General features: G+C 38.9%; 10 protein-coding genes. 6 read left to right on the top strand and 4 right to left on the bottom strand.

All coding sequences use genetic code 11. The features are described from left to right. The first annotated feature begins 2 nt into the window (after window positions 1–2). The 6 genes from BXU11_RS00725 (at window position 3) to galE (ending at window position 8403) form a co-directional block, all read left to right on the top strand. Window positions 3–1100, top strand: coding sequence for a glycosyl hydrolase 53 family protein (locus BXU11_RS00725; protein WP_139363420.1), 1098 nt, complete (start codon window positions 3–5; stop codon window positions 1098–1100). Window positions 1101–1102: 2 nt separating this feature from the next. After that, entirely contained in the window at window positions 1103–2140 is a 1038-nt protein-coding gene (locus tag BXU11_RS00720) for a glycosyl hydrolase 53 family protein (protein ID WP_223253638.1), read from the top strand. Window positions 2141–2365: 225 nt separating this feature from the next. Then, on the top strand, window positions 2366–4792 hold the full coding sequence (locus BXU11_RS00715; RefSeq protein ID WP_078210644.1) for a DUF4982 domain-containing protein: 2427 nt from the start codon (window positions 2366–2368) through the stop codon (window positions 4790–4792). A gap of 239 nt (window positions 4793–5031) precedes the next feature. Next, the gene (gene galK, locus BXU11_RS00710; protein WP_078211998.1) at window positions 5032–6201 is read left to right on the top strand and encodes a galactokinase; all 1170 of its coding nucleotides are present in this window, start codon (window positions 5032–5034) and stop codon (window positions 6199–6201) included. A gap of 137 nt (window positions 6202–6338) precedes the next feature. Next, a complete protein-coding gene (locus BXU11_RS00705; protein WP_078210643.1) occupies window positions 6339–7388 on the top strand; it encodes a UDP-glucose--hexose-1-phosphate uridylyltransferase in 1050 nt (349 codons plus the stop codon). Window position 7389: 1 nt separating this feature from the next. After that, window positions 7390–8403: a UDP-glucose 4-epimerase GalE gene (gene galE / locus BXU11_RS00700; RefSeq protein ID WP_078210642.1), complete on the top strand. Its 1014-nt coding sequence runs from the start codon at window positions 7390–7392 to the stop codon at window positions 8401–8403. 90 nt (window positions 8404–8493) lie between these two features. Here the strand turns inward: galE and BXU11_RS00695 are convergent, their stop codons facing one another. The 4 genes from BXU11_RS00695 to BXU11_RS00680 all read right to left on the bottom strand — a co-directional run bounded on the left by BXU11_RS00695 (window position 8494) and on the right by BXU11_RS00680 (window position 12553). Further along, entirely contained in the window at window positions 8494–8934 is a 441-nt protein-coding gene (locus BXU11_RS00695) for a LexA family transcriptional regulator (RefSeq protein ID WP_078210641.1), read from the bottom strand. Next, window positions 8925–10199: a Y-family DNA polymerase gene (locus BXU11_RS00690; RefSeq protein WP_078210640.1), complete on the bottom strand. Its 1275-nt coding sequence runs from the start codon at window positions 10197–10199 to the stop codon at window positions 8925–8927. The genes BXU11_RS00695 and BXU11_RS00690 overlap by 10 nt, the downstream gene beginning before the upstream one ends. Before the next feature lie 86 nt (window positions 10200–10285). Beyond that, window positions 10286–11503, bottom strand: a complete 1218-nt coding sequence (locus BXU11_RS00685) for a patatin-like phospholipase family protein (RefSeq protein WP_078210639.1) — start codon at window positions 11501–11503, stop codon at window positions 10286–10288. Between the two features lie 63 nt (window positions 11504–11566). Further along, window positions 11567–12553, bottom strand: a complete 987-nt coding sequence (locus BXU11_RS00680; protein WP_078210638.1) for a Gfo/Idh/MocA family protein — start codon at window positions 12551–12553, stop codon at window positions 11567–11569. Between the last annotated feature and the right edge of the window lie 6 nt (window positions 12554–12559).

The raw sequence follows: 12559 nt of genomic DNA, 5'->3' as shown, positions 1-12559 counted from the left end.
TCATGAAAAAAACCTTCTTAAACATCGTTATTCTCCTAAGTGTTTTGTTACAAACAGCATGCTCTAGCGATAGCGAAAAAAGCGATGGCGGAACCGTTACACCACCTGTAGTAACCAGTGATTTTATCAAAGCGGCTGATATTTCTTTTTTACCAGAAATAGAAGCGGCGGGTGTAGTTTTTACCAACAACGGAAAAACCGAAGACATGTTGACTACATTAAAAAGTGCTGGTTGCAATACCATTCGAATTCGTTTGTGGAAAGATCCAGCCAACGGACATTCTGGGTTGACAGAGGTAAAAACTCTAGCACAGCGAGTAAAAAAAGCAGGTTTAAAAGTTTGGTTAACGGTTCACTATTCTGACGATTGGGCAGATCCTGCGGTTCAAACCACTCCAGCTGCTTGGAAAAACTTATCTTTTACTGATTTAAAAGCTGCGGTAGCTTCATACACCACAACTATTTTGACCGAAATTAATCCAGATATTATTCAAATCGGGAACGAAATCAATACCGGATTGCTTTGGCCTCAAGGGCATTTAATCAATCAAGAAGCACAATGTATAGACTTGTTAAAAACAGCGAGTGCTACCATTCGAAGCAAAGCGCCAAGTACCAAAATTATGATTCACTATGCAGGCGTTTCGGCTACAGATACTAATTGGTTTTTTACTAAAGTAAAAAGTGTTGATTATGATTATATCGGTTTGTCGTATTATCCTATTTGGCATGGGAAAGATTTGGCTACCATAAAAACCACTATCGATGCCTTAGGAAAAAACTTTTCTAAAAAAGTAGTGATTGCAGAAACTGCTTATCCGTTTACTTTGGCATTCAATGACTGGACCAATAATATAATGGGACAGACGGATCAATTGGTTTCTGGCTATCCAGCCACTCCCGAAGGACAAAAAAGTTTTGTTTTAGCGATTAAAGATTTAGTAAAATCATCTACTTATGGGCAAGGTTTTGCGTATTGGGGAGGCGAATGGGTGTCTTTCAAAGGAAGTCAAGCTACCAATGGTTCTACTTTCGAAAACCAAGCATTCTATGATTTTTCAAATAAAGCCTTGCCCGTTTTGCAAGCATTTACCAATTAGTTATGAATACTACAGTTAGAATTTTTAAAAGAATAATGCTACTGCTTCTTTTTATAAGTGGTACCACTATCGCTTTGGCACAAAAGAAAAATACATCGGCTTTCGCCAAAGGAGCCGACGTGAGTTGGTTGCCGCAAATGGAAGCCACTGGCTATCGTTTTTATGATACCGACGGAAAGGAAAAAGATTGTTTGCAATTGCTAAAAGAACGCGGGATGAACACCATTCGTTTGCGTGTGTTTGTCAATCCGAGTCAAGACAAAACTAATGGTCATTGCAGTAAGGAAGAAACAGTAGCTATGGCTTTGCGCGCTCAAAAAGCCAAAATGCGCATTATGATTGATTTTCATTACAGCGATACTTGGGCCGATCCAGCCAAACAAGCCAAACCTGCTGCTTGGGCCAATTTATCATTCGATGCGTTACAGAAAAAAGTTTATGAACATACATTTGATGTGTTGACCGCTTTAAAAAAGGCAGGTGTTACTCCAGAATGGGTTCAGGTAGGGAATGAAATTCCAGGTGGAATGCTTTGGCCTGATGGGAGCACTAACAATTGGGCTCAACTGGCGCAATTGTTGAATAAAGGATACGAAGCGACCAAAGCTGTGAATGCCAAAATCAAAGTAATTGTGCACGTAGACGAAGGAAACAACAACGAAAAATTCCGTTGGTTTTTTGATAAAGCTACCGAGCATAAAGTAAAGTATGATGTTATTGGTCTGTCTTACTATCCGTTTTGGATTAAGAAAGACTATTCAGAAACCATAGCCGATTTACAAAACAACCTAAACGATATGGCTTCACGTTATCAGAAAGAAGTAATGGTGGTCGAAGTTGGAGGTGTTGATGAACAAGTACAAAACACCAAAGAACTCCTAGCTGCTACAATCAAAGCCGTAAGAGCTGTTCCCAATAATAAAGGCTTGGGCGTTTTGTATTGGGAACCACAAGGAGCCAAATCTTGGAGTGGCTATGGCTTGAGTGCTTGGCAACCAGACGGGAAACCTTCGCCAGCTTTGGATGCTTTTAAAGAATAATGAATTGGATTCAAAAAAATGTTACAACATATAAGTTAGATAAGTTTTTGATTTGCTTATAAGTGAAAATATCAGTTCGTTTAAGTAACTACTGTTAGCCTTATAGAGAATGTTTTGAACTTATATTCCCTTTTGAACAGTATTGGGCAAGCTAAATAACTTTCGCTTAAATGACTTAAATGTTTATGAATTGATTAGATAGTAAATAATTATACAGGTTTACAAATGAAAAAAATACCCTATTTTTTGTTGGTTTTTATAGCCTCCACCACCATAGCTTTCTCTCAAGCCCGAGTGGTAAAGGTATTGGATACCCATTGGAAATTTCAAAAAGGAAATATTGAAGACGCTTTCAAAATGAACTTCAACGACTCGAAATGGGAATCGGTTACTGTTCCGCACGACTGGGCAATTTATGGTCCTTTTGACAAAAAAAATGATATGCAAACAGTTGCAATTTCTCAAAATGGCGAAAATACTCCTACTGTAAAAACAGGAAGAACCGGAGCCTTACCTCATATGGGTACGGCGTGGTATCGCAATACTTTTACTTTGCCTAAAGAAGCCAAAGGAAAAAAAGTACTACTACTTTTTGAAGGTGCGATGAGTGAACCTCAAGTGTATTTGAATGGGGAAAAAGTAGGAGAATGGACGTATGGCTATAGTTATTTTTATTTTGATGTTTCTCAATTCATTCAAGAAGGCGACAATACTGTAGCAGTAAAATTATCCAATAAAGAATTTGCCTCCCGTTGGTATCCTGGAGCGGGTTTGTATCGAAAAGTAAGTGTTATTATTAAAAACAATGAAAGTATTGACCAATGGGGGCAATTTATAACGACGCCTTTTATTAGTGATGCAGTTGCCAAAGTCAATATTAAGACCAAAGCCTCTGGCGAAAATACGCGTTTGGTGACCACCATTTTTGATGCCGAAGGACACAAAGTAAGTGCAGAGGAATCTTCTTTACGCTTCGGAAAAGAGTTTGACCAAAATATAAAAGTAGAGAATCCAAAATTGTGGAGCCCAGAAACACCTTATTTGTACAAAGCCGTTTCTCAATTGTATGTTGGCAATGAACTAAAAGATGAGGTTGTCACCCGATTTGGAATCCGTGAAATTAAGTATGAAGCCAATAAAGGATTTAGTCTTAATGGGAAAGTGACCAAATTCAAAGGGGTTTGTTTGCATCACGATTTGGGACCTCTTGGTGCTGCGGTAAACAAAGCGGCTTTGCGTAGACAGTTGACCATTTTAAAAGATATGGGATGCAATGCCATTCGTAGTTCGCACAATATGCCTTCTTTCGAACAATTGGAGTTGGCAGACGAAATGGGCTTTTTGTTTTTGGCAGAGAGTTTCGATGAATGGGTTCTACCAAAAGTAGAAAACGGTTACCATCGCTTTTTTGACGAGTATGCTGAAAAAGACATTGTGAATTTGGTGCAAGCCACACGTAATCATCCTTCTATTGTGATGTGGAGTTCAGGAAATGAAGTTCCAGATCAGTGGGGAGAAGCAGGTGTAAAACGAGCCAAATGGTTGCAGGAGATTTTTCATAGAGAAGACCCAACACGTCCTGTAACCGTAGGAATGGATCAAGTGAAAGCGACTATGGAGTCTGGTTTTGGAGCTTTGTTGGATATTCCAGGATTGAATTATCGCGTGCATTTGTACGATGAGGCATTCAAAAAATTTCCACAAGGATTTATTTTAGGTTCCGAAACTGCTTCAACGGTGAGTTCTAGAGGGATTTACAAATTTCCTGTCGTGCAAGAAAAAATGAAGCAATATCCAGATTTGCAATCTTCATCCTATGATTTAGAAGCCTGTAGTTGGTCCAATGTTCCCGATGAAGATTTTGTACTTCAGGATGATAAACCTTGGGTAATTGGTGAATTCGTTTGGACAGGATTTGATTATTTGGGTGAACCGACACCTTATGATGAAATATGGCCGTCACGTAGTTCTTATTTCGGAATTAACGATTTAGCAGGCTTACCGAAAGACCGCTATTATTTGTACCGAAGCCGTTGGAACACCAAGGCAACTACGCTACACATTTTACCTCATTGGAATTGGGAAGGTCGCGAGGGACAAACAACTCCTGTTTTTGTGTACACCAGTTACAACAGTGCCGAACTTTTTATCAATGGCAAAAGTATGGGCGTACAAACCAAAAACAAGAATACTCCGCAAAACCGTTACCGCTTGATGTGGATGGATGTAAAATATGAACCAGGAACGGTAAAGGTTGTAGCTTATGATGACAATGGCAAAGTAGCTGAAGAAAAGGAAATCCGAACCGCTGATAAACCGTACCAGATTGTTTTGGATGCAGACCGAAAAACCATCACAGCCGATGGCGAGGATATTTCGTTTGTGGCGGTTTCTGTAGTGGATAAAAATGGAGTTCCTTGTCCAACAGCCACCAACCAATTAAAATTTAAAGTTTCTGGAGCAGGTACGTATCGCGCCGCCTGTAATGGAGATGCAACTTCACTTGAACTATTTCATAAAGACACGATGAAATTGTTTAGCGGAAAATTGGTAGTACTTGTGAAATCGAAAACTACCGCAGGCGATATCAAATTGGAAGTAACCGGAGATGGGTTGAAGGCGGGTAAATTGACTTTGGAAGCAAAGAAATAAATAAAAAAACAAATATGAAGTAGCACAATAAGCATCGTTAATGTCACTATGTTAGGTATTTTTTATGTCATTTCGACGAAGGAGAAATCGCATAACGGTAGTCACTTGTGAGATTCCTCATTCTTCGGAATGACAAAACGATGACTTTAGATTCTTACTTAATCACATTTTATCCTTCCTCTTTTGTATACAAGGGAAGAAAGATTAACAATTTCAAAATAATTCTAATTTTAAGAATAATGAATGATTCATTAATACAAAAAACGACGGCTTTTTTTCAGGATGCATTTGGTAATGCACCTGAAAAAATAGTGCTTTCTCCAGGAAGAATTAACATCATTGGAGAACATGTAGATTATAACGATGGCTATGTATTGCCTGCTGCTATAGATAAGATTATTTGCTTTGCTTTCGAAAAAAGCAATACGACTACTTCTCGAATTGTGGCTATCGATTTGAATCAAGAATTCGAAGTCGATTTATCGCAAGACATTCAATTGAGTTCAACGGTTTGGCATAATTACATTTTAGGAGTTTTGAAACAGCTAAAAGACAATGGCTTTGATTTTAGTGGAGTCAATTGTGTATTTAGTAGCAACATTCCAGTAGGTTCTGGATTATCGTCTTCGGCTGCTTTGGAGTGCGGATTCCTTTTTGGGATACAATCACTTTTCAATTTAGACATTAGCAAACAAAATCGGGCATTGATGAGCCAAAAGGCAGAACATTGGGTGGGAATCAATTGTGGTATCATGGATCAGTTTGCTAGCGTACACGGCCTAGAAAACAAAGTCATCAAGTTGGATTGTAATACGCTGGAGTATGAGTACCATAATGCCGATTTTAAAGACTATGCTTTGGTGTTGTTTGATAGTAATGTGAAGCATTCCTTGTTTACGTCGGCGTATAACAAAAGAAGAGAAGAATGCGAGGAAGGTTTGGCGATTATCAAAGCTAATTTTCCTGAAATCAAAAGTTTTAGAAATTGTACCGAAGCGCAATTGTTGACTTTGAAAGACAAAATGGATGCTGTTGTTTTTACACGCGTGCATTATGTAGTAAAAGAAATTGCTCGTGTCTCTAAAGCCTGCGAAGCTTTGGATGCTGGAAATATTGAGCTTTTGGGGCAATTACTTTTTGAAACACACGATGGCTTGTCTAGAGAATACGAAGTAAGCTGTCCCGAGCTGGATTACTTGGTTGAATTGGCCTTAGCCGATGATGCCGTAATAGGTTCCCGATTGATGGGCGGTGGTTTTGGTGGCTGCACCATTACTTTGATTAAGAAAGGAAAAGAAGAAGCCGTTAAACAAAAATTCGCTCAATTGTACCAAGAAAAATGGAACATAGAATTGAAAATTTATGATGTAAAAATCGGAAATGGTACATCCTTATATGAGCCATCATAATTAATAAAAAACTTAACGCTGATTCCACACATATTTGCACAAATTTTTAAGCACAAAATTAATCTGTGATAATTCGTGACCCGAGTGGTAGCGAATAGGCGTAGCAAATCTGTGTCAAAAAACATAAAATGAATAGCATGAAAAATTTTGATATCAACGAAGACCCGCATAGACGTTTTAATCCCTTAATCAACGAATGGGTTTTGGTTTCTCCTCACCGTTCCAAAAGACCTTGGCAAGGTCAAAAAGAAAGCATTTCAGGTGCGCAATTGCCAGAGTACGACCCCGAATGTTACTTGTGTCCAGGTAATGTGCGTGCCAATGGCGAAGTGAATCCTACTTATGATTCTTGTTATGTTTTCGAAAATGATTTTGCTGCGCTAAAACAAGAACCTATTGCTTTTGAAGAAAACAATGCACCTACTTTTTTTAAGGCAAAACCAGAACGAGGCATTTCTAGAGTGGTTTGTTTTTCACCAAGACACGATTTGACCTTACCTCAAATGGAGGTCGAGAATATCGAGAATATTGTAGCGACTTGGCAAAAAGAATACACTACTTTGGGCGCTATAGATTACATTAACCATGTTCAAATTTTTGAAAACAAAGGCAGTGTGATGGGGTGTAGTAATCCCCACCCGCACGGTCAAATTTGGGCGCAATCGTCTTTGCCTACGCAGGTTGAAAAAACGCATAATAGCTTGAAACAGTATTACGAACAACAAGGCCGAACCTTATTACAAGATTATGTTCAAGAAGAATTGAAAGTGCAAGAGCGCATCGTTATCGAGAATGAGCATTTTGTAGCCTTGGTGCCTTTTTGGGCGATTTGGCCTTATGAGACCATGATTGTAAGCAAACGCAACGTTTCTAAAATTACTGATTTTACTTCAGCTGAGGTTACAGATTTTGCTATTATTTTAAAACAATTAACCACTAAATACGATAATCTTTTCGAGACTTCCTTTCCGTATTCTTCTGGGATTCATCAAGCGCCAACAGATGGTGAAGAACATCCAGAATGGCATTTTCACATGCATTTTTATCCGCCGTTGTTGCGCTCAGCTTCGGTAAAGAAATTTATGGTAGGTTATGAAATGATGGGCGAGTCACAGCGTGATATTACTCCAGAGAAAAGTGCTGAGGTCTTGAGAGGATTATCAGTAGTTCATTATAAAAACAAATAAAATGCAAATAGTTGTCACAGGAGGTTTAGGATTTATTGGTTCGCATACGGTGGTCGAACTACAAAATGTAGGGTATGAGGTAATCGTGATTGATAATTTATCGAATTCATCTATTGATGTTTTGGGTGGAATTGAAAGAATCACCGGAAAGCAGCCTATTTTTGAACAGATTGATTTAAGAGAAAAAGCGGCAGTACAAGCTTTTTTTGCCAAATACACTGAGGTTTCAGGAGTGATTCACTTCGCAGCCTCAAAGGCGGTGGGCGAGAGTGTGCAAAATCCTTTATTGTATTACGAGAACAACATTGCTTCTTTGGTTTATCTTTTGCAAGAATTGCAGAAAAAGCCAGAAGCTCATTTTATTTTTAGTTCTTCTTGCACGGTTTATGGCCAAGCCGAGGTGATGCCTATTGCAGAATCTACACCGATACAAGCGGCGATGTCTCCTTATGGAAATACCAAACAAATTGGAGAAGAAATCATTGCGGATGTGACCAAGGTAAGCGGACTCAATGCTATTTTATTGCGTTACTTCAATCCAATTGGAGCGCATCCTTCTACCGAAATTGGAGAATTACCTATTGGGGTTCCTCAAAATTTAGTCCCTTTTATTACACAAACCGGAATGGGCTTGCGCAAAGAGTTATCCGTCTATGGCAATGATTATCCTACGGTTGACGGTACTTGTGTGCGAGATTACATTCACGTAGTAGATTTGGCCAAGGCGCATGTAGTGGCTTTGCAACGTTTGTTGGATAAGAAAAATGAAACTGCGTTAGAGGTATTCAATTTAGGAACAGGTAAAGGAAGTTCTGTACTCGAAGTGATTACGGCTTTTGAAAAAGTGAGTGGCCAAAAGTTGCCGTATACCATCGTACCACGACGTGAAGGCGATGTAACCGAAGCCTATGCCAATACCGAAAAAGCCAATAAAGTACTAGGCTGGAAAACAGCGGCAACCCTTGAAGAAGCCATCGAAAGCGCTTGGAAATGGGAACAAAAGAGTAGAAAATAATTAATTTTAATATTCTAAAACTCAGATTTTTTCAAAAAATATGGATTTTATTGTTGTGTTAAAGTTGATTTCAATGAAATATACTTTAGATTACACTTTTTTAATCACATAAGTTACCATTCCCCAAATGATTAATTGGTTTTCTTCAGTAACTAAAATGGGTTTGTAACTTGGGTTTTCGGGGAGTAAATACATACAATCTTTCTCGACTTGAATGCGTTTTACGGTAAATTCACCATCAATACAACAAATCGCAATTTTGTTGTTTTTGGGTTCCAAACTTCGGTCGACGACCAGTACATCTTTGTCATTGATACCAGCATCAATCATAGAATTGCCTTTGACTTTGATGTAAAATGTAGCCAACGGATTTTCGCTCAATTCTTTATTCAAATCAATGTTGGTTTCCATAAAATCACCTGCCGGCGAAGGAAATCCTGCCGAAACGCCCTCATTGATATACGGTATTCGAAGTTCACTTTCGAAGTCTGGACGGAAGAAAGTGAGCTTTTGTTTTGGGTTTACAGACATTGTATTTCGAGTATTTCTTTAAACTTTGTGGTGTATTTTGGTGACAAATGGTTTTGATTCATATTCCAAGTCAGACTCAGATTTTGTGTAGCTAATTTGACTTTCGTCATTCCAATTTTACGATTCAGTTGGTCGATGGTTTGCATCAAAGCCAAATGTTTTGGGTTTTCTTCTTCGAATAAATGCAGTTGTTTCTTGTTCTCGTCAATCAGCTCGGTCACGATTACCCCTGCTTTTTTGAATTTAATGCCTTCGTTGCCTTGGTGCAGTTCTTTCAGTAAAGAGATGGCAGCATTCGAAATTGTTAAGGTTGAATTACTTGCATAAGGTAATGTTATGGCTTTATTGAAATAGTATTTTGAGCTAGTAACCGAATGTTTGTCAATGACCAACATCACGATGATGGTATGGCAACACGAATGTTGTTTGCGTAATTTTTCGGCACAAACTGCGGCAAAAGTTGCGAGGCGTTCTCTAAGTAAATCAAATTCCGCGATTTGTTTTGGAAAGCTTCTTGTAGTGGCAATACTCTTTTTTTGAAGCACAACAGGTTCTAAATCTAGTACTGAGTTACCTTCTAATTCTTGTTTTAATCTAAGGCCAATAACGCCCATTTCTTTCTTAATCCAAGCTTCGTGTTGGGGTTGTATAAAATCCAGCGCGGTTTGTATGTTGCGCAGTTTGGCTTTTTTGGTCGTGCGATAGCCTATGCCCCAAACGTCTTCAATCTTGGTCCATTTTAGGGCTTTGATGCGTTTTTCTTCAGAGTCAATAACATAGACACCTTGGGTGCGATCTTGAAATTTTTTAGCAATTTTATTGGCGACTTTAGTTAGCGCTTTGGTTTCGGCAAAGCCAATGCAAACCGGAATCCCTACCCATTTTTGTACTCGAGTTTTCATTTGGAGTCCGTAGCCGTGGTAGTCCTCAACCGAAAGCCCATCAAAATTCAGGAAGGCTTCGTCTATACTGTAAATTTCTATGTTCGGGGTGAACTGATTCAAGATAGTCATCACTCGATTACTCAAATCGCCATATAACGGATAATTGGAGGAAAAAATAGCGACTTCTTTTTCTTTAATTAGGTCTTTGATTTGAAAGGCAGGTGCGCCCATAGGAATGCCAACTGCTTTGGCTTCATTACTTCTAGAAATCACACAGCCATCGTTGTTGGATAATATCGCAACCGGTTTCCCGTTGAGTTTCGGCTGAAAAACACGTTCACAAGAAGCATAGAAATTATTACAATCGACTAAAGCATACATAGCGCAAATTTACAGCATTCGAACTGCCGTAAGTAGCTAACGATAGTTAATTTTTTGTGGCTGTTGATAAGTTACAACCACTCCTTTTAGGCGTGAAAATTATCCAACCAATTGGGGTCGCTCATTTGTTTTTGAATCCTTTCGATGTCGCCAAACGTAGTCACCAAAGCGTCGTTGTTGTTGCTGTCGACCAAATCTTTCTGAAAAGCGCCGCCTTTTTGGATGATGTATTCGGCCATTTGTTGACCAATGACTTGCATCAAATCAAAACGATTAATATCGGCCATATCAATTGAGTTCAAGATGGAATAATCTACATCGTGCAACCATTTTGAAGGATATTTTTTGGGGTCCAATCCGTCGGTATTCGGTATTTTTTTGATAGAGAGAGGGTCTAATGAAATTTGGAATCGGCGAAAATCGATGATTTTATTAATTATTGGAGAGCGTAAGGTGTTTACTTGCATAGCGCTGGAATCTTGACCCATTTGTGTCATAAGCCATTCCAGCCAAAACTTAATATCTAGCCCCTTGATTTTGAGAGTTGCATCGGGTTGTACAAACTGTCTGGAGATTCCGGTGCCAAAACTGAAAATGCATAATTTGGTGATATCATAAGCAGAATCTTCTTCTTTGCCTTTGGGAAAGCTATAGGAAATGGCTTCCATAAATCCGGCAAGAACAGGATTGTTGTAGGTAGTCGTTCCACCATCTACAAAACGTTCAAGTGGATTGAAATAAGTAGGAGCACTCATAGTGGCTTCGAGTACGGCACGGAGTAATACATCTTTGTAGGTGCCATAAAAGCTACCGTCTTTTTGCTTGAAACAACTAAAAAAAGTCTCTTCAGAAGCGGTCATATCGTGCGCCGTAATCATCAAATCAATATCGGTTTTGGCACAACTTTCGGCTAGGGTAGTGTTTTGAATTTCTTCGAAAAGTAACTTTCGGTAATTGCCTTTTAGGTATTTTGGCGGATTTACAAAACGGTCTCCCAAAGGTTTTTTGTCAAATACTTCTTCGATTAATGTACTGTATTTCTCTTCTATCGCTGCTGCGGTATAGCCAGAAGCTATGAGTCCCGCGATGATGCCTCCAGTAGAAGTTCCTGAAACCATATCAAACAATTCAAAACAAGGAATACCAGCGGTTTCTTCTAATTTTTTGAGCAGTTGAAGGGTTAAAATTCCTCTCATACCGCCACCATCTAAGCATAAAATTGCTCTTTTGTTGGGGTTGATGTTGAGTGTTTCAAAGGCCTTTTTTCTTGAGGTTGGCATTTTTGATCCGTTTACTTTTGCCATTGTGGTTAGTTTGGTTAATAGATAGGATTAGAGCGATATAAAAATACTCAAAAAATGATTTTTTTATAATTCATTTCCAACAATTTGATCCATAACCCAGTTGGTATGAGTAGCTGTTGCTCCCGTTGAGGGATGTTGTGAACGACCTAATAAGTGCTCTCTCATTTGTTGCACATGATACAGTTGAATGTTTTCAGGGTGTGCTATTTCGTGTGCTGTTGTGCCTTCTGATGTTGTGAGTAGAATAGGGTCGTTTTCAAAAATCGAAAAAGAAATAGTACCCTCGCTGCCATAAATAGTAACTTTGTCTTCTCGTTTTAAAGTGCCAAAATTCCAACAACCACTTCCAGTTATACCTGATTGATGGAGCCAGCAAGCTGTTGCAGCATCTTTTGCGGTGTATAACCCTTGTTGGTTGAGACTAATTCCCGAAACATTTGTTATGGTTCCAAAATAGTGCACAAACAAATCCAATCCGTGACTGGCCAAATCATCAAAATATCCTCCTGTAGCTATCTTACTATCGGTTCTCCAATTGTAATCTCCAGAAATGTCTTGTGCTGAGGTGGGTTTGCTCAAATGCCAATGAAGGTGTCTAATGGTGCCAATTTTATGACTGTTTATCCATTCTTTTATTTGCTCAAATCTTGGCAAAGTACGTCTGTAATAGGCAACAAATAAAGGAATGTTTTTAGCAGCAAATGCTTCAGTGATGGCAACACAATCTTTATAGTTAGGAGCCAATGGTTTTTCTATGCAACAGGGTTTTCCGGCTTCGGCTACTTTTAGACCATAATATTTGTGTACATCTGGTGGCGTTGCGATATAAACCGCGTCTATTTCAGGGTCGTTGATTAGGGCATCAGCATCGGTGTAGTATTTGGCTATGCCGTGTCTTTTGGCATAATCAGCCGCTTTTTCTTCATTACGGCGCATCACAGCTCCGATGGTAAATCCTTCTGTTTTTTGATAGGCGGGGCCACTTTTAATTTCGGTTACATTCCCGCAACCAATAATTCCCCAGCGGATTGTTTTATCTTTTATATCCATTGGCTT

This window comes from Flavobacterium sp. LM5 (assembly GCF_002017945.1).
Taxonomy (GTDB): Bacteria; Bacteroidota; Bacteroidia; order Flavobacteriales; family Flavobacteriaceae; genus Flavobacterium; species Flavobacterium succinicans.
Note: the sequence above shows the minus strand (reverse complement) of the source record. Positions and strands in the feature narration are given on the sequence as shown.

What these genes read in the sequence shown, in the direction of transcription:
- BXU11_RS00725 (WP_139363420.1), top strand. Translation starts at nt 3, where the DNA reads ATGAAAAAAACCTTCTTAAACATCGTTATTCTCCTAAGTGTTTTGTTA.
- BXU11_RS00720 (WP_223253638.1), top strand. Translation starts at nt 1,103, where the DNA reads ATGAATACTACAGTTAGAATTTTTAAAAGAATAATGCTACTGCTTCTT.
- BXU11_RS00715 (WP_078210644.1), top strand. Translation starts at nt 2,366, where the DNA reads ATGAAAAAAATACCCTATTTTTTGTTGGTTTTTATAGCCTCCACCACC.
- galK (WP_078211998.1), top strand. Translation starts at nt 5,032, where the DNA reads ATGAATGATTCATTAATACAAAAAACGACGGCTTTTTTTCAGGATGCA.
- BXU11_RS00705 (WP_078210643.1), top strand. Translation starts at nt 6,339, where the DNA reads ATGAAAAATTTTGATATCAACGAAGACCCGCATAGACGTTTTAATCCC.
- galE (WP_078210642.1), top strand. Translation starts at nt 7,390, where the DNA reads ATGCAAATAGTTGTCACAGGAGGTTTAGGATTTATTGGTTCGCATACG.
- BXU11_RS00695 (WP_078210641.1), bottom strand. Translation starts at nt 8,934, where the DNA reads ATGTCTGTAAACCCAAAACAAAAGCTCACTTTCTTCCGTCCAGACTTC.
- BXU11_RS00690 (WP_078210640.1), bottom strand. Translation starts at nt 10,199, where the DNA reads ATGTATGCTTTAGTCGATTGTAATAATTTCTATGCTTCTTGTGAACGT.
- BXU11_RS00685 (WP_078210639.1), bottom strand. Translation starts at nt 11,503, where the DNA reads ATGGCAAAAGTAAACGGATCAAAAATGCCAACCTCAAGAAAAAAGGCC.
- BXU11_RS00680 (WP_078210638.1), bottom strand. Translation starts at nt 12,553, where the DNA reads ATGGATATAAAAGATAAAACAATCCGCTGGGGAATTATTGGTTGCGGG.